Consider the following 20,177-nt stretch of genomic DNA (forward strand, 5'->3'; position numbering starts at 1 on the left):
CGTCACCTCGCTGACCGGGTCACCCGTGCGAGCCAATCCCGGTCCACCGGCTCCCGTCACACCCCGCAACACCAGCAGAGTTGGCGGGTGCATCGAACCAGAATCACCACGAAGCTCCTGGTGGGGGTGGCCGTCACGGCCGTCTCCGGCTGTGTGGCGGTGGAGCCCCGGGCGGGCGTCCCGCCCCGGCCCGGGACCAGCAGGCCCGTCCAGGACGTGGCCCCTCAGATCGTGCAGCCGCCCGTCCGCGAGTCCCTGGGGTCCCTGCCGGATCCCACGCCCTCCGCGTCCGCCACCCCGGCTGAGTCTCCGGCCGGGGCCGCCGGCACTGAGCCGCGCGCGCCCCGTCAGCGGGGGCCCGCCCAGACGCCTTCCCGGCGGGCGCCGCACCCGGCTCCCCGTGTCCCTCCCGCTGCCGCACCGGCAGCACCCGCCCCGCCCCTCACGGGGACGGACGTCTGCGCCCTGGGCCGTGGCTACGGGGGATGGCCGGCGGGCAGCACCCAGGCCAGGATCTGCGAGGAGACCTACGACCGCTGATCCCGGCCGGCCGGTGCGGCGCCCGGTCCGCGCGCCGGGCAGCCCCGCCGGAGACAGCGGGGCCCGTCGCATCCGACGGGCCCCGTGTCACTGCTCGCGCATCCGCTGTTCCAGCCGCCCGATGGCCGCGCGCACCCCTCCGCCGTACCCGTCGTGCGTGAGGACGTCGGCGGTGTCCCGGGCCCGGTCCAGATGGATACGGGCCGCGTCGGGGCGGTGGAGTTTCAGATAGTCCGCCGCGAGATTGAGATGCAGCGAGGGGTAGAAGGCGCGCACCGCGAGCGCGTCCTGATGCTGTGCCACCCGCTCGTCGGTCAGGCCGTCCGCCGCGGTCAGTGCCCGCAGGTCCCAGGCCAGTTCGTCCCCGGGGTCGTCCTGCGTGTCGGCCATGTAGTGCGCCAGGGTGCAGCGGTGGAGAGCGTCGCCGTCCTCCCCGATCTCGGACCAGATGACACCGAAGCGATTCCGGGCCTCCTCACGGTCCCCGCCGTGGAGCAGCATGATCGCCTGGCCGATCCTGGTCATGACGGCGTCCTGCGACGCCTCCTGCTGCTCCGACACTGCGGTCTCCTTCGCGCCCGTCCGGCCCGTTCCGGTCGTCCCGACGCTAGCCGCCGCAGTGGGCAATCCCGCTCAGGCGCGGACCCGGCCCCGTCGGCCGGGCCCGCGCACGGCGCGGGCCCGACCCGGTCAGCCGAGGTCGGGGATGCGCCAGTCGATGGCCTCGTGCCCCTGGGCGGCGACGGCCTCGTTGATGCTGGTGAACGGGTGCGAGCCGAACCACCGCTTCGCGGAGAGCGGGGAGGGATGCGCGCCCTTCACCACCACATGGCGCTCCTCGTCGATCAGCGGGAGCTTCTTCTGCGCGTAGTTGCCCCAGAGCACGAAGACGGCGGGGTCGGGGCGCTCGGCCACGGCCCTGATCACCGCGTCGGTGACCTTCTCCCAGCCCTTGCCCTTGTGCGAGTTGGCCTCGCCGCCCCGGACCGTGAGCACCGCGTTGAGCAGGAGGACGCCCTGCTCGGCCCACGGCATCAGATAGCCGTTGTCCGGGATGGGCAGGCCGAGCTCCGCCTGCATCTCCTTGTAGATGTTGCGCAGCGAGGGAGGCGTCTTGACCCCGGGCTGCACGGAGAAGCACAGTCCGTGCCCCTGGCCCGCTCCGTGGTACGGATCCTGGCCCAGGATGAGGACCTTCACCTTGTCGTACGGAGTGGCGTCCAGCGCGGCGAAGACCTGTTCGCGCGGCGGATACACCGGCCCCTTGGCCCGCTCTTCCTCGACGAAGTCCGCAAGCTCCTTGAAGTACGGCTTCTGCAGTTCTTCGCCGAGGACGCCGCGCCAGGACTCGGGCAGCAGGTCGGTGTCGGTCACGTCCACAACCTCCGGTGAGCAATCAGTTCTTGACCACAGAACCTACCGGGGGCCACTGACAACGACCCCGGCCAGCCCTACCAGCTGGTCTTCCGGTACAGCTCCCACAGCTGCATGACCGTCTGCGGGTCCAGGGCCCGCTCGCCGCCGCCGATGTCCTCGCCCGCCGCGACGTACAGCTTGCCCTGCCACAGCGGCAGCAGACGGACGTCCTCGACGAGGATCTGCTGGGCCTGCTCGAACTGCTTGCTGACCGCGCCGCGGTCGCTCTCCTGGCGGGAGGACGGCAGCAGCTCGTCGGTGATCTCCGCGTTCAGGTACGGGGTGCCGGTGACGCTCTCCTTGCCCACGAAGGGGGCGATGAAGTTGTCCGGGTCCGGGAAGTCCGGGAACCAGCCACGTCCGAAGACGGGGTAGTCGCCCTTGGTGAAGCCTTCCTGGAAGGTCGTCCACGGCGCGCTCTTCAGCGTGATCTCGAAGAGCCCGGACTCCTCCAGCTGACGCTTCAGCTCGGCGAACTCGGGAGCGGTCGAGGAGCCGTACCGGTCGGTCGTGAACCAGAAGGTCATCTTGACCGGCTCGGTGATGCCCGCCTTGGTCAGGATGGCCTTGGCCTTGGTCTGGCTGGGGTCGCCGAAGGTGTCGAAGAAGCTGGTGGTGTGCCCGGCGATCCCCTTCGGAACCATCGAGTACAGGGGCTCCGCCGTGCCCTGGTAGACCTTGGCGACCAGGGCGTCCCGGTTCACGAGCTGGGCGATGGCCCGCCGTACCGCGAGGTTCCCCGCGGCGGGGTCCTTCGGGTTGAAGACCAGGAACCGGATGTCCGCGCCGACCGTCTCGACGATCTGGAGACCGTTGTTGTCGGACTTGTTGTCCTCCAGGCTGACCACTTCCTCGGCAGTCAGACCGCGGTACGTGGCGTCGATCTCCTTCTTCTTCAGCGCGGCCACCATCGAGGCGGAGTCGTCGAAGTACCGGATGGTCACGGCGTTGTTCTTGCGGTTGGCGAAGCCCCGGTAGTCGGGGTTCTTCGTCAGTTCGGACGTCTTCTTGGGCTCGTACGACTCCAGGAGGTACGGGCCCGAGCCGGTGACCTTGCCGTCGTCGCGGATCTTGTCCTTGGGGTACTCGCTGGGCGCGACCAGTGACATCGCCGGGGTGGCGAGGATGAACGGGAAGGTGGCGTCCGACTTGTTGAGGTGGAAGATGACCGTGTCGTCACCCTTCGTCTCCACCCGGTCCAGGGAACCGAGCATGCCGAGGGGGCCACCCTTGACCTTGATGGTCCTGATCCGGTCGATGGAGTACTTCACGGCCTCGGCGTCGAGCTTCTCGCCGTTGGAGAACTTCAGGTTCTTACGGAGCGTGCACCGGTAGGCCATGCTCGTGGCGTCGGTGAACGTGCAGGAATCGGCCGCGTCGGGCTCGGGACTCGTACTGCCGGTGGGGAAGCTCACCAGGGTCTGGAAGACGTTCCTCATCAGCTCCCAGGAGCCGTCCCAGGCCGCAGCGGGGTCGAGGGTCGAGGGCGAGCTCGTCGTACCGACCGATATCTGCTGATCCGTTTCGGAACTGCTGTCGGACAGCAGACCGCAGCCGGCCAGCAGTGACAGGGAAGCAAGGGCTGCAGCAGCCTGCAGACTGGCCCGGTAGAACACGTGCACGCTCCTCGATCAGCCATGGGTCGGCAGACCATACCGCAGCGCCCCATCGGGTCAATCCGCTGGCCCGACGGGGCACTTGAGTCAATCAGGGCGAAACCCGCTCAGGCCGTCTCAGGCCACGCCGGCATTCAGGAAGATCCCGCCGTCCACGACGAGGGTCTGACCGGTGATCCAGTCGGACTGCTCGGAGGTGAGGAACGCGGCCGCACCGCCGATGTCCTGCGGGACGCCGAGCCGGCCGAGCGGATAGGCGGCAGCCGCCTCCGCTTCCCGGCCCTCGTACAGCGCCTCGGCGAACTTGGTCTTCACCACGGCCGGGGCGATCGCGTTGACCCGGACGACCGGCGCGAACTCGTGCGCCAGCTGGAGGGTCAGGTTGACCATGGCGGCCTTGCTCATGCCGTACGCGCCGATGAAGGGCGAGGCGGAGACACCGGCGACCGAGGCGATGTTGACGATCGCCCCGCCGTTGTCCCTCTGCCACGCCTTCCAGGTCTGCTGGGCGAAGCCGAGGGCCGAGATCACATTGGTCTCGTAGACCTTGCGGGCGACGTTGAGGTCCATCTCGGCCATCGGGCCGAACACCGGGTTCGTACCGGCGTTGTTGATCAAGAAGTCGACGCGACCGAAGACCTCCATGGTGCGGGCGACGGCCGCCGCCTGGTGCTCCTCGTCGGCCGCCTTGCCGGGGATGCCGATCGCCCGGTCGGCGCCGAGCTTCTCGACGGCCTCCTTGAGCGCGTCCTCTCCCCGGCCGGTGATGCAGACCCGGTCGCCGCGGGCGACGAGAGCCTCGGCGATCCCGTAACCGATGCCGCGGCTCCCGCCCGTGATGAGGGCGACCTTGCCACTGTCCTGCGCAGTCATGCTGTCCCCTGCCCTTCGGGTTAGTTGAGCGGTCCGCCGGCGACGTACATGACCTGACCGGAGACGAACCCGGCGTCCTCGCCCGCGAAGAAGGCGATGGCGTTGGCGATGTCCTCGGGGTGACCGACACGCTGCACCGGGATCTGGGTCGCCGCCGCGGCCTGGAACTCCTCGAAGCCCATGCCGACGCGGGCGGCCGTCTGCGCGGTCATCTCGGTGACGATGAAGCCGGGCGCGACGGCGTTGGCGGTGATGCCGAACTTGCCGAGCTCCTTGGCGAGGGTCTTGGTGAAGCCCTGCAGGCCGGCCTTCACGGCGGCGTAGTTGGCCTGGCCGCGGTTGCCGAGCGCCGAGGAGGAGGACAGCGACACGATCCGGCCGAACTTGGCGTCCACCATGTGCTTCTGGACGGCCTTGGCCATCAGGAACGCGCCCTTGAGGTGCACGTTCATCACGATGTCCCAGTCGGACTCGCTCATCTTGAAGAGCAGGTTGTCCCGGAGGACACCCGCGTTGTTGACGAGGATCGTCGGGGCGCCCAGCTCGGCGGCGACCCGCGCGACGGCGGCCTCCACCTGCGCGCTGTCCGACACATCGCAGCCGACCGCGAGGGCGGTACCCCCGGCGGCGGTGATCTTCTCGACCGTGTCCTTGCAGGCCGCCTCGTCGAGGTCGAGTACGGCGACGGCGCGGCCCTCGGCCGCCAGGCGCACTGCGGTGGCGGCGCCAATGCCCCGCGCCGCTCCCGTCACGATGGCGACACGCTGCTCGGTGGTGGACATGCTTGGTTCTCCTCGCCCTTGGATCGCGGCTCAGCGGACGTGGGACGTTCCCTGACAGAAAAGTTCCCGATGACTGAGCAACCGCTTAGTACCTTCAGCAGACGAGACGCTAGAAGCCCTGGCACCCGGTGTCAACGGCACCCGGGCCCCAGGGCGCATGTCACACTCGCCGGCGCCGCGACCGGGCTCTCCCGCGCGGCGCCGCCGAGTGCCGCGTCAGCGCACGAGCAGGTCGAGCAGCCGTTCGACCTCGGCCGCCGGATCGGCGGTGAGACCGCTGTGTACGGCGCCGGGCTGGACGACCGTGGAACGCGGCGCGATCAGCCAGCGGAAGCGCCGGCCCGGGTCGTCACCCGACGCCTGGCCCGCCGCGTCGCCGCCGTCGCAGACCCCCTCGACGGCGCGCAGTGCGGCCCGTACGCCCACCACGTCGGCCTGCGGGTCCAGCGCCGCGAGCTTGCGCTCGTCGAGATGCGTACGGGCCGCCACGAAGGACTTCGCCCGGCAGTACACGAGCACGCCCGCGTTGAAACACTCACCGCGCTCGACCCGGGGGACGACCCGCAGCACCGCGTACTCGAAGACATCGCGCTGGTTCATCGGCCGCCGTCCTTGTTCAGCTCGCCACTGCCCTGCTCCTCGCGCTGCTGCGCGGGCCGGGGGGCCAGACGCTCGACGAGCCAGCCCGGAGCCTGCGAGGGCTTCGTCCCGGCCGGCGCGTCCAGCACGATCCGCTCATGAATGCTGCCGGCACGCGCCAGGAGCGGTGCCACGTAGGCCCGGCGCAGCGCGTCCGTCGAATCGAAGCCGGGCTCGTCGACCAGCCACTCGCCGGGGACATCGGCGACGACCTCGGTGAGCAGTTCCTCGGTGACGAGCGGGGCCAGCTCGGCAGCGGCAGCCGCGATGTCCGGGGCGAAGGGCGCGAGGACGTGGTCCGAGGCGTTGTAGGGCTTGGCCGCCGAGGTCTGCGCCCCCGGCCAGTTGTGGTGCCAGATCATCGTGGCTCCGTGGTCGATCAGCCAGAGATCACCGTGCCAGACCAGCGTATTGGGGTTCCGCCACGACCGGTCGACATTGTTGATCAGCGCGTCGAACCAGACGACCTTCCCGGCCTCGGCCGGTTCCACCTGGTACGCGAGCGGATCGAACCCCAGCGAGCCGGGGAGGTAGTCCATGCCGAGGTTCAGCCCACCGCTCGCCTTCAGCAGCTCCTGGACCTCCTGGTCCGGCTCCGCCAGCCCGATGACGGGGTCGAGCTGAATGGTCACGAGCTCCGGGACGCGCAGCCCCAGCCGACGGCCGAGCTCCCCGCAGATGACCTCGGCGACGAGGGTCTTGCGGCCCTGCCCCGCGCCGGTGAACTTCATGACGTACGTGCCGAGATCGTCGGCCTCGACGATCCCGGGGAGCGAGCCGCCCTCCCGCAGGGGCGTGACGTAGCGGGTCGCCGTGACTTCTGTGAGCATTTCCCCAGGCTATCGGGCGCGCGGTCAGCTTCTCGAGGGCATAAGGCGCAGCCCCCGCGGCTTGCCCGCCGGAGCACTGTCCGACCCCGGCCGTAGCCTGGCGGTCGTCCGCACCGCTCAGGAGGTACGCCCATGGATCCCACGACCGCCCGTTTCATCTCGTGCGCCACGGCCCTGCCGGCCGCCGAGCTCGCGGTGGTGTACGAGGCTTCCCTGGACCGGTGGTCCCAGGGCGGGCGGGAGGGCAGCCGGGCGGCGCGGGTGTCCGCCTCGGAGCAGTCCGCGATCGGCCACGCCGTCGGGTCGGCGCTGCTCCCCCGTGTCGACGAGCTGGAGCAGGTCCGCAGGGGCCTGCACTCGGACGCCAAGTCCGCCTGCGTCATCGCCGCACGGGCCGTGCACAAGCGCACGAAACTGACCGAGGCCCAGTACCGCGCGCTCCTCGACCCGTTCACCGCGGCCGGTGTCCCCGTGCCCGACCGGGACGACCTCCAGCACCCCGGCGGCACCCCGTGACGGCCGCGACGGGCTCCGCGTGCTGCCGTAGGCACGCTCGTCGGCACCTGCCGTCGCCGGACCGCCCCTCGGCTGCGGCATCGGCTCCGGGTCCGCGCGTTCTCAGTGGCCGGCCAGTTCTCCGCTGAGCCGGGCGTGCAGGTCGGCGCTGACGTCGTTCAGACCCGTGATCTCGACGGTCTTGCCCCGCTCCGCGTACCTGGTCTGTATCGCGTCGAGCGCGGCGACGGACGAGGCGTCCCAGATGTGCGCGGCGGACAGGTCGATGACGACGCGTTCCGGGTCGGTGGCGTAGGCGAACCGGCCGACGAGGTCATTGGACGAGGCGAAGAACAGTTCGCCGGTCACGGAGTACACCACCCTGCCGCCGCCGGGGTCCGTCACCGAGGTGACGTCGGCGAAGCGGGCGACGCGCTTGGCGAACACGACCATGGCGGTGACCGAACCGACGACGACACCGACGGCCAGGTTGTGGGTGCCCACGACGCAGCCGACGGTGATCACCATGACGGCGATCTCCCCGGCCGGCATCCGCCTGAGCGTCTTGGGGGCGACGGAGTGCCAGTCGAACGTCGCGAACGACACCATCACCATCACGGCGACCAGGGCCGCCATCGGAATGTCGGAGACGATCGGCCCGAAGGCGATGCACAGCACCATCAGGAACGCCCCGGCCAGGAACGTGGACAGCCGGGTCCGGGCGCCGGAGACCTTCACGTTGATCATCGTCTGGCCGATCATCGCGCAGCCGCCCATGCCGCCCAGGAAGCCGGTGACGATGTTGGCGATGCCCTGCCCGATCGACTCGCGGGTCTTGTTGGAGTGGGTGTCGGTGATGTCGTCGACGAGCTTCGCGGTCATCAGCGACTCCATCAGACCGACCAGCGCCATCGCGAAGGCGTACGGCGCGATCGTCGTCAGGGTGTCCATCGTGAACGGCACGTCCGGCAGGCCGGGCACCGGCAGCGAGGACGGCAGCGCACCCTTGTCGCCCACGGTCGGCACCGCGATCCCGGCCGCCACGGTGAGGGCGGTGAGGACGACGATGGAGACCAGAGGGGCCGGAACCGCCGTGCTGATCTTCGGCAGGAACACCAGGAGGGCCAGGCCGGCCGCGAGCAGCGGGTAGACGGGCCACGGCACGTCGCGCACCTCGGGGATCTGCGCGACGAAGACGAGAATGGCGAGGGAGTTGACGAAGCCGACCATCACCGAGCGCGGGATGAACCGCATCAGCCGCGCCACGCCGAGCGCACCCAGCACGATCTGGAAGATGCCGGCCAGGATCACCGCGGCGAAGAGATAGCCGAGCCCGTGCTCGCGGTTCAGAGGCGCGATGACCAGGGCCACGGCACCGGTCGCCGCCGAGATCATCGCCCGCCGCCCGCCGACGACCGAGATGACCACGGCCATCGTGAACGAGGCGAACAAGCCGATCGCCGGGTCGACCCCGGCGATGATCGAGAACGAGATGGCCTCGGGAATCAGCGCGAGCGCGACCACCAGGCCGCCCAGTACCTCGGTACGCCACACCTTCGGATCGGAGAGCCAGTCCGGACGCAGACCGCGCAGCATCGCGGCGGGAGACACAACGGAAGAGGACAAGGGAAGGGGAACCTGTCGTGCTCGGGCGCACCCCGCTGGGGCGTACGGAAGGACGCGGACGGGCCGGGCCGGCACCGCGCGGTCGGCCCGCGGAGCGAGCCGGAAACGACGGCGGGACGGAGCGACGGCGGCCACGGACGGGCCGCCCGCTCACATCCCGGGGTGCGGCATCACGGTGGACAGGCGGCCGAGCCGGGCATCCTGGGCTCGCGCACGCACTCTCCTGCAAGAATCGGGTGTTCGCCGGGGGCGCCATCGGCCCCGACACGGCACGGGTCAGGGCAGCCGCAGGCACCCTGACCACGAGCAACTCTACCCTAACGTTAGGGTAGAGATCGGTGGCGCCGTACGGGCTCGGCCCGCCAGGACGAGAAGGCGGACCCCACGCGTGAACGACAAGCACATGCAGATCGGCGAAGTCGCCGCGCGGACGGAGCTGTCCCTGCGCACCATCCGGCACTACGAGGAGTCGGGCCTGGTCGCCCCCTCCGCCCGCTCCCAGGGCGGCTTCCGCCTCTACACCGAGACGGACGTCGCCCGGCTGATGGTCATCCGGCGGATGAAGCCGCTCGGCTTCACGCTTGACCAGATGCGCGATCTCCTCGACGCCACCGACCGCCTCGACTCCGGGGAGGATCTCGACGCGGGGGAACGCGAGGCCCTGATGGACCGCGTCCGCGCGTACGAGCAGGCGGCCACCGAGCAGGTCGACCGGCTCCGCGTCCAGCTCTCGCGCGCCGAGGACTTCGCCGCCACGCTCAGGACCCGCCTGGAACAGGGCGCAGCCGCCACCGAACCGTCCTGACCGTCACGCGCCCCGTTCCCCCGTCCCGGAGAAGTTACCGCCGTTCCTGAACACGGCGGCGCCCACTCGCGTATGCATGGTCGACGTCATGTATTCGATGAAGGGAAAGCCGGCATGAGCGCATCGCAGGAGCGTCAGATCCGCCTCGGGCGCCGCACGGTCGTCGCCGCGGTCGGCGCGGCAGGGGTGGCCGCCGCGCTCACCGCGTGCGGGAACGAGACGGCCTCGACGGGCGCGGACAGCGCGAAGGCCGGCGGTGAGATCCTCGCGAAGACCGCCGACATCCCCGAGGGCGGCGGAATGGTCTTCGCCGACCAGGGTGTCGTGGTGACGCAGCCGAAGGCCGGTGAGTTCAAGGCGTTCTCGTCGAAGTGCACGCACCAGGGCTGCGCGGTGAAGGGCATCTCGGCGGGCGTGATCACCTGCCCCTGCCACGGCAGCACGTTCGACGCCGAGACCGGCACGGTGACCGGCGGGCCCGCGACCCAGCCGCTGCCCGCCAAGGCCATCAAGGTCGAGGGCGGCTCGATCAGCCTGGCGTAGCCGGCCCCTGCCGCCCCGGGCGCTTCCAGCACGCCAGCGCCTCGTCGGTGGTGGTGATCGTGGCGACGAGCGCGAGCGTGTTACGGATCATCGCGGGGGTGTACTCGGCAGGCACCCCCGCGATGGCGTCGGCCGGTACGACCGCCGTGTAGCCGAGGTTCACCGCGTCGAAGACGGCGTTCGGGATCGCCACGTTGGCCGAGACCCCGGTGACGATCAGGGTCCGGCAGCCAAGATTGCGGAGCAGCGCGTCCACGTCCGTGCCGGCCAGCGGGGAAAGGCCGTGCAGCCGCCGTACGACGAAGTCCTCGTCCGCCACCTCGATGGGAGCGGCGACGCGTACCGCCGTGCTTCCGGTGTACTGCTGGACGGGCAGACGGGCAGCGGCCCTGAAGAGGCGGGCGTTGTGGTTGGCGCCGCGCCCGTCCGGGCGGCGCTCGGCAACGGCGTGCACGACCTGGACACCCGACTCGTGCGCCGCGGCGACCAGCCGCGCGATCCTGGTGAGCACACCGGAGGACCGGGCCTCCTTGGCGAGTTCCGGCAGCGCGCTGTCGTGGCCCACGACACCCTGCTGGCATTCGACGGTGAGCAGGACGGTGGTCGCCGGATCGAGCTGTTCGGCGAGGCGGTCCTTCGACTCCTTCGAGGGCACGACGTCCCCTTTCGTACGTGTCGGCAGGGCGGGCGAGGCTAGCGCCCATTGCGTGACGAGGGAAGAGACTCCATGATTTCCTGACACCCAGTCAGTTCATTGGCCCAGCAGGAGGGATCGCCCCATGACCGCGACTCAGCGGCGAGGCCGCCGGATCATGATGAATCCCGGCGAGCGGGATTCCTACCTCGCCGGTCTGCGCACCTGCCGGGTGGCCACCGTCGCCGAGGACGGCCGCCCGCACATCGGGGCGCTGTGGTTCGTCTGGGACGGCACCTCGCTCTGGCTGTACTCGATCACCCGGAGTCTGCGGTGGTCCCAGCTGCGGCAGGACCCCCGGATCGCCGTGGTCGTCGACGACGGGGTGGAGTACGGAGAGCTGCGCGGCGTGGAGCTCTCCGGCACGGCGGTCTTCGTCGGCGAGGCGCCCCGTACCGGCGAGAGCTGCGCCGAACTGGACGTGCCCGAGCAGTTGTTCGCGGCGAAGTACTTCGGCATGGACACCATGCCGCACGACGGCCGGCATGCCTGGCTGCGCCTCACACCCGACACCATCACCTCCTGGGACTTCCGGAAACTGGCGGCTCTCCAGTAGAGGCGCCCGTCAGCCCCCGGGGTGGGTGACGGCGGGCGCGTCGAGCGTCCGGCCCGCCGCGCGCAGCGCCTCGACCGCCGCCCTGATCGAGGGCCGCCGGTCCGCGTCGGTCCGCCACACGGCGTGGATGTGACGGCGCATCTGCTGCCGTACGGGCACCAGCCGCACCCCGTCCGGCACCGGACCGCGCCCGAGCCTCGGGGCCACGCAGACCCCGAAACCGGCCGCGATCAGCGCGAGCTGGGTGTGGTGCTCGCCCGCGAGGTGCGCGATACGGGGCTCGATCCCCTTGGAGCGCAGGGTGAACATGAGCCACTCGTAACAGAATTCGCCCTCGGGCCAGGACACCCATTCGTCGTCGGCGAAGTCCTCCAGGTCGACTTCGGCGCGGTCCGCGAGCGGATGACCGGACGGCATGGCGATGTCCGGTGCGTCGTCGAGGAGTTCGGCCTTGGCGAGGCCACCGGGCACCGGCAGACGCTTGTTGCTCCAGTCGAGCACCACCGCGAGGTCGCTGTCGCCGCGGAGCACCGCACGGATGCCGTCCTCGGGCTCCAGTTCCTTTGTGCAGACCTTGAGTTCGGGGTGCTCCGCACGCAGCGCCGTGAGTGCGGCGGGGAAGAGTCCGCGGGCCGCGGTCGGGAAGGCCGCGATCCGGACCTCACCCACCACCCGGCCGCGCTGCGCCTCGATGTCGGACTGCGCGAGTGCCACCTGGGAGAGAATCCGGGCCGCGTGGTCGGCGAGCAGCCGGCCCGCGTCGGTGAGGCGGACTCCGCGCCCGTTCTTGGCGAGCAGCTGCTGCCCGACCTCCCGCTCCAGTTTGGCCATCTGCTGCGAGACCGCCGACGTCGTGACGTGCAGCCCGTCGGCCGCCCCGCTCACCGAGCCGTGCCGCGCGAGGGCGTCCAGCGTCCGCAGCCGCTCCAGATTCAACATGTAAGAAATGCTACGCGAACACCCCTAGAAAGTCTCACTTGTCCTACGTGGTTCCGGTCGTCATCCTTGAGCCCATGAGCGCCCCCTCCGCCCCGCGAGCAGTACCGGGAACCTCCCCCGCCGCCGGCTCCCCTCCCCCGCCCACCCTTGCCGCGGCTCCCGCCGGGCGCAGGCCGGTGGACTGGCGCATCCGCTTCGCGGCACTCGCGCTCATCTGGGGTTTCAGCTTCCTGCTCATCAAGGTGGGCACCGACGGGTACGCCCCGCTCCAGGTCGCCTTCGGGCGCCTGCTGTCGGGTGCGGCGGTGCTCGCCGTCGCCATGGCGGTGCGCCGCGAACGCCTGCCGCGCTCCGCCGGGACCTGGGGCCGTCTGTTCGTCGCCGCACTGTTCCTCAACGCGCTGCCGTTCTCGCTGTTCGCCTACGCCGAGCTCACCATCCCCTCGACGCTCGCCGGGATCTGCAACGCCACCTCACCGCTGTGGGGAATGGCGCTCTCGCTCGTCGCGCTCTCCGAGGACCGCCCGACCCGCCGCCGCGTCGCCGGCCTCGGGCTCGGCTTCATCGGTGTGCTGACCGTGCTCGGCGCGTGGCAGGGCTTCTCCGGGCTGGACTTCACCGGTACGGCGATGGCGCTCCTCGCCGCCCTCTGCTACCCGGTCGGCTGGATCTACGTACGCCGGACCCTGACGGACACCGGTTCGTCGGCTCTCGCGCTGACCGGCAGCCAGCTCCTCGTCGGCACGGTCCAACTCGCCCTGGTGACACCCTTCTTCACCGCCGCACCCGACGGTTTCCCGCTCCTGCCGACGCTCTCGGTGCTGGCTCTGGGGGCGATCGGCACGGGGTTCGCCATGCTCCTCCAGTACGAACTGGTCCAGGAGGTCGGCCCGACGACCGCGCAGATGGTGACCTACTTCATCCCGGTCATCGCCACCGCCGCCGGAGTGGCCCTGCTCGGCGAACAGCTGAGCTGGAACACTCCGGTCGGGGCCCTGATCGTCCTTGCCGGGGCGGCCCTCACCCAGAGCCGCGCCCGCACCCCGGCCGGTACGCCGCCCGGGAAGAAGCGGCCCCGGCGGAAGGAACAGCTCAGCCGAAGCTGATCGGCCGGGCCGGGCCCGCCGCCGCGGCGACCGCGTCCGCCAGCGGTTCGATGTCGGCGGCGGTCAGCCCCGACACGGTGAGCCGCACCCCTTGCGGGGCGGACATCCGGAAGCGCGCCCCGGGCGCCACCGCCCAGCCGGCGCGCAGCAGCCGGGTCACGGCTCCGGTCTCGTCACTGACGGGCACCCACACGTTCATCCCGCTCCGGCCGTGCGCCGGGACGCCGCGGTCCGCCAGCGCCCGGACGAGCGCGTCCCGCCGCTCCGCGTAGGCCCGGGCAACGGCCGCCGGGTCCACCGCCTTCGAGGTCCACAGGTGCACCACGGCCTGCTGCAGCAGTGTGCTGACCCAGCCGGGCCCCAGCTGCTGCCGCCCGGCCACCCGGTCCACCGTGACCGCGTCCCCGGTCAGCACGGCGAGCCGCAGATCCGGCCCGTACGCCTTCGCGACGGACCGCACGAACGCCCAGCGGTCCGTGACCCCCGTCAGCGGATGCAGCGGGAGGTCGACGATGGCGTGCCCGTGGTCGTCCTCGATCAGCAGGACTCCGGGATGGGCGGCGAGCACCGCCCGCAGTTCGCGCGCCCGGCCGGCGCCGACCGCCGCGCCCGTGGGGTTCTGCGCACGGTCGGTGACCACCAGCGCTCGCGCGCCCGCCCGCAGCGCCTGCTCCACATCCGCGGTGCGCGGCCCTTCGTCGTCCACGCCGACGGGAACGGCGTGCAGGCCCAGTGCCGGTACGAGATCGAGCAGGGCGCCCCATCCGGGGTCCTCCACCGCGACCGCGTCGCCCGGCTTCAGATGCGCCGACAGGACGCGCTCGATCGCGTCGAGCGACCCGGACGTCACGACCACGGGCCCTGCGGACACCCCGTCGGCGTCCATCGCGGCCCGGGCGAGCGCGGCCAGCTCCGGAAGCACCGGCTCGTCCCCGTACAGCCCGGGCCGCGCCGTGTTCGCGCGCGCGGCCGAGGCCAGCGCGGCGCCGAGATCCGGCAGCAGGTCCGGATCCGGGTTCCCCTCCCCCAAGTCCCTGACGCCAGGGGGCACTTCGACTCGCAGGGAGCCGCGCGCGGTGCTCGCCGGGCGGGGCCGGACCCGGCTGCCCCGGCGCCCGGCGGTCTCGATCACCCCGCGCTCGCGCAGCGTTCGGTAGGCAGCCGCCACCGTATTCGGGTTGACGCCCAGCCGGGCCGCCAACTCACGCATGGGGGGCAGGACATGCCCGGGCGCGAGCTCACCCGACCCGACCGCCCGCTCCACGCTCTCGGCAATCTCGGATGCACGCCGCCCACTGATCGGATAGTCTCCTAGCACAAACATCATTATGCACTAGTGCAATGGAGTACGCAATGTCGGACACCGCCGAGCCGGACACGATCACGCCCGACGGCGCGGGCCCGCGCGTCGCCGCCGCCTACGAGCCGACGGACCGGACGGTCCCGAGCAGGGGCCGCGAACGCGCCACCTACGACCGCGAGCTGGTCCACTCGGTTCTCGACGCGGCCTACCTCTGCCACCTCGGCTTCGTACGGGACGGGGCGCCGGTCGTCCTGCCGACCCTCTTCGGCCGGGTGGGCGAGCGGCTCTACGTGCACGGTTCGACGGGTTCCCGGCCGCTGCTGGCGGCGGGCAGGACGGACCCGGGCCTCCCGGTCTGCCTCACGGTCACGCATGTCGACGGCCTGGTCCTGGCACGCTCCGCCTTCCACCACTCGATGAACTACCGCTCGGTGGTCGTCCACGGCACGGCCCGTACGGTCACCGACCCCGAGGAGCGCCGGATAGCGCTCGACGCCATCGTCGACCAGGTCGTGCCCGGCCGGTCGCAGGACTCGCGGCCCGCGGACGCGAAGGAGCTCGCCGCGACCGCGGTGATCCGCCTGGACCTCGACGAGGTCTCCGCCAAGGTCCGCACCGGCGGCCCGAACGACGATCCCGAGGACGTCTCGCTCCCCTACTGGGCGGGCGTCGTCCCGCTCACCCGCGGCCACGCCGCTCCGGTCCCGGCCGACGACCTGGACCCGGCGATCGCGGTCCCGGAGTATCTGACGTCCCTCTGAACGGCGTTCGCGTGGCGGGCCCGCCACGGAGCCGGCCCGTCACACAGCCGCACCGCCACCGGGCAGGCGCCGAGTCGGACGAGCACCGCCTCCCGGCGCGCGACGGCCGCCCGGCGCGCCTCGGCGGCGGCGAGACCGACCACCGCGACGAGCTCCGTATGCGGGCAGCGACGATCCGCCCGGGGACTGCCCGAGCCCGGTCCTCGTCCTGAGTCGCCGCCCGCGCTGGACGGCAGGCGGCGCAAGCACCGTCGGATGCTTGACCCTCAGGCCAGCGGGTGTCCGGCGGGCACCTGCCCCTGGGCTTCCCCGGCATCCTCCGTGCCCGGGGCGCCGGCCCCGGAGGCCACCGGTCCGGAAGGCGGCTTCGGCGCCGAGGACTGGGCGATGAACGCGCCGATCAGCACCAGGCTGCCGCCGATGAGCTGAGGCGGCGACAGGTGCTCGCCGAGCAGCACCCAGGCGAGCACGGTCGCGAGGACCGCCTCCAGACAGGCCACCACGCCCGCCACCTGCGGGGAGAGCAGCCGCACCGAGATGACCCCGGTGACGTAGGCGACGACGGTCGCGAGCAGCACGATCCAGACGAGCAGCAGCCACGCGGGGACGTCCGTCCCGTTCATGTCGGCGGTGCCCCCGAGAAGTGCCCAGTCCATGCCCCACGGCCGGGCGACCACGGTGAGGACCGCGGCGCCGATGAGGAGTCCGTACGCGATCACGCCGACCGGATGCGGAGGTTCGGCGTGCTTTCCGCCTTCGGCGTCCTGGCCGCCCTGGTCGGAGAGGACGAAGTAGCCGACCTGACAGCAGGCGGCGCCGAGCGCGAGGAGCAGCCCGACGACGTCGAAGCTCAGCCCCGACCAGACCTCGACGACGCAGGCGAGTCCGCCGACCGCGAGAACGACGCCGACGGCCGCGGCCCGGGTGACCGGCCTGCGCTGCACGAACCGCACCCAGCCGAGCACGAGCGCGGGCGCCAGATACTCGACGAGGAGGGCCACACCGACGGGGATGCGGGAGATGGCGGCGAAGTAGCACGCCTGCACACCCGCGACGGCGAGCAGCCCGAAACCTGCCAGCAGGGCGGGCCGTTCACGGACCAGATTCCGGTGGCGCCAGGCAACCGGCAGCATGACGAGAGCGGCTCCCGCCACCCGTAGCCACACCACGTGCAGCGGGTCGAGCCCCGCCTCGATCAGCGGCTTGGCCGCCACTCCCGAACCACCGAATGCGAACGCCGAGGCCAGGGCTAGTCCCAGGCCGGCGCTTCTCCCCTGAGACGCGTACATCGGCACATCATGACAGGTGCCATCAGTACCGTCACCCCTGTCACGACTGTCATGCCCGGCCGGACGCCTCCGCTATGCGGTCGGCCGTACGGTCCGCCAGCCAGGCGACGTCGACGCCTGCCCGGTCGAGCACCTCCACCGCACGGCACTCGCGGTCCGCGGCGAGCGCGGCGAGCAGATCCAGACCACCGGCGCGGCTCTCCCCACGCCGCTCCGCACGCACCCGCGCCTCTTCCATGCCGGCCACGGCCGAGGGGGACCAGCCGTCCGCCTCCGCCTCGCGCACCTGGGACACCGCACCCGAGTTCTCGACCGCCCCCTGCCAGCGGAGCCCGTATCCGATGCTGCGCTGCACGAGGTAGCCGAGCACCTTCGCGAGCTGCGGACCGCCGTCGAAGGCCGCACGGACCTCGGGGTCCGACTCGATGAGCGAGTGCAGCAGGTGGGCGGTGTCGATGTGGCGGTCACCGTCGCGCAGGGCCCGCCTGCGCGCGCCGGTCACCACCGAAGCCAGTTCCACAGTGAATCGGGAATCGAGCTCGGCACGGTTCGGTGCGGGCTGTTCGGGTATCCGCGGCGTCCGGTTTTGCACACCTCTCACCCCATCAGTCCCGTGGCCTGAAGACATCCCCGGAGGGGCCCATTCGCACATCCCACCCAAGTTGGGCACACCAGCTCGGTTCCTCATCCTTCTGGATGAGATCCGGCAGCCGCACGGTGCCGATCAGGAGAAACGGCGCGCGCCGCCTTGCCACGCGCTCCCGGAGCAACCGCGGGCCACGGTGCGCACGTCCCTCAGGCCACAGCCCGATGACGGCGCCGGAGGGAGGGCGGGCAGCATGTTCTGGATGGTCGCACTGCTGGCGGTCGACGGCCGACAGTACGTCTACCGGGTCTACGCACCGGACGACGCACTGCCCGCCGACCTCTTCTGGGCGGCGTTCCACTGCCACGACGAGGGCCCGCACCCCCGCGCGTCCGACTGGTTCGACTCCGCCGCGATCTGGCGCAGCCGCCAGACCCAGCAGATCTGACAGGTCATCAGTATTGAATGTTCTTGCCGCTGCCGCTACGTTCCGCGACACCGTAACCCGACGAGCAAGGGGTGGTCGCATGGCCGAAGTCAGCGCGGAGGCACGCATCGAAGCACCGGCCGAGAAGGTCTGGGCGCAGCTGACGGACTTCTCGGCGTACGGCGAGTGGAACGCCACCCACACCAGCTTCCCGAAGGGCGGTCCGGACTCCCTTGAGCTCGCGGCCACCTACGAGGAGAACATGAAACTGATGGGCTTCCCGGCCGAGGTGACATGGACGGTCTCGGAGCTGGAGGCGGGGCGGCTGCTGACGACCACGGGCAAGGGGCCGATGGGCGTCAACCTGACCATGCGCTACGCCCTGACCCCGGACGGGGACGCCACCACGGTGCGGATCGACGGGGAGTTCACCGGCGCGGCGGTCTCCCTGATGGCCGGCAAGCTCAAGGATTCGGCCACGTCCGCCCTGCACGAATCACTGCGCAAGCTGGGCGGCCTGGTCGCCGCCTGACCGCCCGCGCACGACAGCTCCACAGTCGGCCCACGACGCCGGAAGGGCCCCGCGGCTACCGGCCGCGGGGCCCTTCGCAGTCGACTCCCGCACGACGGGGTCAGCCCTCGTCGGCCAGAATCAGATAGAGCTTCTTACGGGCGTCGTTGATGACGGCGAGTGCCTTCTGCCGCTGCTCGGCGGACCCGGTCTTCCAGACCTGGCCGTACGCCTCCATCAGACCGAAGCCGGCCTGGCGGATCTCATTGACGCTCTCCCAGTCGATACCGCGTCCGGCCTCTTCCCACGGCGCGTCGGGGCCCGACTCGGCCTCGGTGCGCCCGGCCTCGGTGAGCGTGAACAGCTTCTTGCCGCCCTCGGTCTCGCTGACGATCAGACCCTCGTCCTCCAGCAGCTGGAGGGTCGGATAGACGGAACCCGGGCTGGGCCGCCAGGCCCCACCGCTCCGCTCTCCGATCTCCTGGATCATCTCGTAGCCGTGCATCGGCCGGTCCTTGAGCAGCGTGAGGATCGACGCGCGCACATCACCGCGCCGCGCCCTCCCCCTGCCGCCGCCCCGACCGCGCCCGCCACCGAAAGGCCCCCCACCGAAGGGCGGACCGAACGGCCCGAAGGCTGCCCGCCTCCCCTCGAAGTCGCCCTGACCGCGATGACCGGGCCCGCAGTGCCCATGTCCGTGCTCATTGCCCTGTCCATGTGAACGCATCGCTACGCTCCTTCCATCGTTGATCTGTCGCGATGCCTCAACGATATATCGGTACGTGTCGCTTGGCAATGCCCTTCTCCGTGGGCGACTGTCCGTCCTGGTGCGCCGTGGCGTGCCGGCGACAGAGTCCCCAGCGGCCCGTGCTCTCATCTGCGACGGCTGTTTCCCACTCGCGCTGCTGGCTAGCTTGTGGGCATGACGGAGCACCCCGGGTTCGGCGCGATGCTGGCGTGGCTGCTGGACCACAGAGAGCTCGGCGCGCAGGAATTGGCCGACCGCGCCGAGCTGGACGCGGACGCGGTCCGCTCAGTGCTTGCAGGCGATAGCCCCGGCGAGGAACTGCTCCGACGGCTTGCGCCGGCACTGGGATTCCACGCCGTCGATCTGTTCATCCTCGCGGGGCTGGCGGTCCCGGACGACATGGCGCCGCTGGACACCGCTGCCGCGACATGGGTGAAGGACGCGGTGACGGATGCGGTGCGTCTCCCCTCAGCGGGACGCCGTGAACTCCGGCAGCTGATCCGCTCACTGCCGCAGGAGGAACGGCGTGCCGGCTTCGCCCCGAAACCGCTCATGCCCCTCCCGGGCGGTCCGGGCGCTCGGGTCATCCGCATGCTCCAGCACCGCAACCTGAACTGGTCGGGAATGGCGATGACGCTTGCGTTCGTGACGCCCACCTACCTGTCGGCAGCCACGTACGGTGCGATCGGCTCCGATCGCAAGGAGCTGACCCCGCGCCTGGTGACGGACTTCTCCGCCCTGCTGGGGATCGACGCCCTCGACCTGGCCGCGCTGACGGGCGTCACTCTGCATGACGTACCACCGCCTCCGACCCGGGCGGCGGTGGACACCGCAGCGCTGCTGTGGGAGGCGCGACGCCTCTCCGCCGAGCAGGCACGACACGTCTCCGAGCGTGCACATTCCATGCGTGGAGACTTCCGCGAGCGCACTTCATAGAACTGCCCGGACCCTGACACCCGCCGGCAGTCATGGCGCCAGTGCCCGCGGTTCAGTGGCATGCGGACGACCGACTTCGTTGAGACAGGACAGCAATCGCCCGGTCCGGCTGCCCGCCCCCACCCCGCTTGCGGTCCAGTCGCCGCGGATTGGCCT

At 71.1% G+C, this 20,177-nt stretch carries 24 protein-coding genes; 10 read left to right on the plus strand and 14 right to left on the minus strand.

Going from position 1 to position 20,177, the window contains the following annotated elements; translation table 11 throughout:
* Positions 1-87 precede the first annotated feature (87 nt).
* Positions 88-540: a hypothetical protein gene (locus OG230_RS05030; protein WP_328908916.1), complete on the plus strand. Its 453-nt coding sequence runs from the start codon at positions 88-90 to the stop codon at positions 538-540.
* 87 nt (positions 541-627) lie between these two features.
* Here the strand turns inward: OG230_RS05030 and OG230_RS05035 are convergent, their stop codons facing one another.
* From OG230_RS05035 to OG230_RS05065, 7 genes are all read right to left on the minus strand, one after another.
* Positions 628-1,101, minus strand: coding sequence for a hypothetical protein (locus tag OG230_RS05035; RefSeq protein WP_328908917.1), 474 nt, complete (start codon positions 1,099-1,101; stop codon positions 628-630).
* Between the two features lie 129 nt (positions 1,102-1,230).
* Complete coding sequence (locus OG230_RS05040) at positions 1,231-1,914, minus strand: uracil-DNA glycosylase (RefSeq protein WP_328908918.1); 684 nt, start codon at positions 1,912-1,914, stop codon at positions 1,231-1,233.
* A 77-nt stretch (positions 1,915-1,991) separates the two neighbouring features.
* Positions 1,992-3,572, minus strand: coding sequence for an ABC transporter substrate-binding protein (locus OG230_RS05045; RefSeq protein ID WP_328908919.1), 1,581 nt, complete (start codon positions 3,570-3,572; stop codon positions 1,992-1,994).
* A gap of 117 nt (positions 3,573-3,689) precedes the next feature.
* Positions 3,690-4,445 (minus strand): SDR family oxidoreductase, encoded by a 756-nt coding sequence (locus OG230_RS05050; protein ID WP_328908920.1) that lies wholly within the window; start codon positions 4,443-4,445, stop codon positions 3,690-3,692.
* 20 nt (positions 4,446-4,465) lie between these two features.
* Positions 4,466-5,227: a 3-oxoacyl-ACP reductase FabG gene (gene fabG / locus OG230_RS05055; protein WP_328908921.1), complete on the minus strand. Its 762-nt coding sequence runs from the start codon at positions 5,225-5,227 to the stop codon at positions 4,466-4,468.
* Between the two features lie 216 nt (positions 5,228-5,443).
* Positions 5,444-5,827 (minus strand): DUF3037 domain-containing protein, encoded by a 384-nt coding sequence (locus OG230_RS05060; protein ID WP_328908922.1) that lies wholly within the window; start codon positions 5,825-5,827, stop codon positions 5,444-5,446.
* Positions 5,824-6,696 carry a HipA family kinase gene (locus tag OG230_RS05065; protein ID WP_328908923.1) on the minus strand — a complete coding sequence of 291 codons (873 nt, stop codon included), beginning with the start codon at positions 6,694-6,696 and terminating at the stop codon, positions 5,824-5,826. Before OG230_RS05065 ends, OG230_RS05060 begins: the two co-directional genes overlap by 4 nt.
* Before the next feature lie 132 nt (positions 6,697-6,828).
* Between OG230_RS05065 and OG230_RS05070 the strand changes: the two genes are divergently transcribed.
* Positions 6,829-7,212 (plus strand): hypothetical protein, encoded by a 384-nt coding sequence (locus OG230_RS05070; RefSeq protein WP_328908924.1) that lies wholly within the window; start codon positions 6,829-6,831, stop codon positions 7,210-7,212.
* Positions 7,213-7,314: 102 nt separating this feature from the next.
* Here the strand turns inward: OG230_RS05070 and OG230_RS05075 are convergent, their stop codons facing one another.
* Positions 7,315-8,787 carry a SulP family inorganic anion transporter gene (locus OG230_RS05075; protein WP_328911310.1) on the minus strand — a complete coding sequence of 491 codons (1,473 nt, stop codon included), beginning with the start codon at positions 8,785-8,787 and terminating at the stop codon, positions 7,315-7,317.
* 418 nt (positions 8,788-9,205) lie between these two features.
* Between OG230_RS05075 and OG230_RS05080 the strand changes: the two genes are divergently transcribed.
* Positions 9,206-9,622: a MerR family transcriptional regulator gene (locus tag OG230_RS05080; protein ID WP_328908925.1), complete on the plus strand. Its 417-nt coding sequence runs from the start codon at positions 9,206-9,208 to the stop codon at positions 9,620-9,622.
* A 114-nt stretch (positions 9,623-9,736) separates the two neighbouring features.
* Positions 9,737-10,165 (plus strand): Rieske (2Fe-2S) protein, encoded by a 429-nt coding sequence (locus tag OG230_RS05085; protein WP_328908926.1) that lies wholly within the window; start codon positions 9,737-9,739, stop codon positions 10,163-10,165.
* Here OG230_RS05085 and OG230_RS05090 read toward each other — a convergent pair.
* A complete protein-coding gene (locus OG230_RS05090) occupies positions 10,152-10,820 on the minus strand; it encodes a cysteine hydrolase (protein ID WP_328908927.1) in 669 nt (222 codons plus the stop codon). The two genes, OG230_RS05085 and OG230_RS05090, sit on opposite strands and share 14 nt — an antisense overlap.
* Before the next feature lie 124 nt (positions 10,821-10,944).
* Between OG230_RS05090 and OG230_RS05095 the strand changes: the two genes are divergently transcribed.
* The gene (locus OG230_RS05095; protein ID WP_328908928.1) at positions 10,945-11,415 is read left to right on the plus strand and encodes a pyridoxamine 5'-phosphate oxidase family protein; all 471 of its coding nucleotides are present in this window, start codon (positions 10,945-10,947) and stop codon (positions 11,413-11,415) included.
* Positions 11,416-11,424: 9 nt separating this feature from the next.
* Here the strand turns inward: OG230_RS05095 and OG230_RS05100 are convergent, their stop codons facing one another.
* Positions 11,425-12,354, minus strand: coding sequence for a LysR family transcriptional regulator (locus OG230_RS05100; RefSeq protein ID WP_328908929.1), 930 nt, complete (start codon positions 12,352-12,354; stop codon positions 11,425-11,427).
* A 74-nt stretch (positions 12,355-12,428) separates the two neighbouring features.
* Between OG230_RS05100 and OG230_RS05105 the strand changes: the two genes are divergently transcribed.
* A complete protein-coding gene (locus OG230_RS05105; protein ID WP_328908930.1) occupies positions 12,429-13,460 on the plus strand; it encodes a DMT family transporter in 1,032 nt (343 codons plus the stop codon).
* On the opposite strand, the gene OG230_RS05110 is transcribed toward OG230_RS05105, so the two are convergent.
* A complete protein-coding gene (locus OG230_RS05110) occupies positions 13,447-14,778 on the minus strand; it encodes an aminotransferase class I/II-fold pyridoxal phosphate-dependent enzyme (protein ID WP_328908931.1) in 1,332 nt (443 codons plus the stop codon). The two genes, OG230_RS05105 and OG230_RS05110, sit on opposite strands and share 14 nt — an antisense overlap.
* A gap of 35 nt (positions 14,779-14,813) precedes the next feature.
* Between OG230_RS05110 and OG230_RS05115 the strand changes: the two genes are divergently transcribed.
* A complete protein-coding gene (locus OG230_RS05115) occupies positions 14,814-15,524 on the plus strand; it encodes a pyridoxamine 5'-phosphate oxidase family protein (protein ID WP_328908932.1) in 711 nt (236 codons plus the stop codon).
* A gap of 266 nt (positions 15,525-15,790) precedes the next feature.
* Here the strand turns inward: OG230_RS05115 and OG230_RS05120 are convergent, their stop codons facing one another.
* Positions 15,791-16,813 (minus strand): EamA family transporter, encoded by a 1,023-nt coding sequence (locus OG230_RS05120; RefSeq protein WP_328908933.1) that lies wholly within the window; start codon positions 16,811-16,813, stop codon positions 15,791-15,793.
* Positions 16,814-16,862: 49 nt separating this feature from the next.
* Positions 16,863-17,405, minus strand: coding sequence for a Clp protease N-terminal domain-containing protein (locus tag OG230_RS05125; protein WP_328908934.1), 543 nt, complete (start codon positions 17,403-17,405; stop codon positions 16,863-16,865).
* A 247-nt stretch (positions 17,406-17,652) separates the two neighbouring features.
* Here OG230_RS05125 and OG230_RS05130 point away from each other — a divergent pair, with 247 nt between their 5' ends.
* Positions 17,653-17,847: a hypothetical protein gene (locus OG230_RS05130; protein WP_328908935.1), complete on the plus strand. Its 195-nt coding sequence runs from the start codon at positions 17,653-17,655 to the stop codon at positions 17,845-17,847.
* Positions 17,848-17,926: 79 nt separating this feature from the next.
* Entirely contained in the window at positions 17,927-18,358 is a 432-nt protein-coding gene (locus OG230_RS05135; RefSeq protein WP_328908936.1) for a type II toxin-antitoxin system Rv0910 family toxin, read from the plus strand.
* Between the two features lie 100 nt (positions 18,359-18,458).
* On the opposite strand, the gene OG230_RS05140 is transcribed toward OG230_RS05135, so the two are convergent.
* Complete coding sequence (locus OG230_RS05140) at positions 18,459-19,064, minus strand: PadR family transcriptional regulator (protein ID WP_328908937.1); 606 nt, start codon at positions 19,062-19,064, stop codon at positions 18,459-18,461.
* Positions 19,065-19,259: 195 nt separating this feature from the next.
* Here OG230_RS05140 and OG230_RS05145 point away from each other — a divergent pair, with 195 nt between their 5' ends.
* Entirely contained in the window at positions 19,260-20,021 is a 762-nt protein-coding gene (locus OG230_RS05145; protein WP_328908938.1) for a hypothetical protein, read from the plus strand.
* The last annotated feature ends 156 nt before the right edge of the window (positions 20,022-20,177 follow it).

It is taken from the genome of Streptomyces sp. NBC_00234, from assembly GCF_036195325.1.
In the GTDB taxonomy this organism is placed as follows: Bacteria; Actinomycetota; Actinomycetes; order Streptomycetales; family Streptomycetaceae; genus Streptomyces.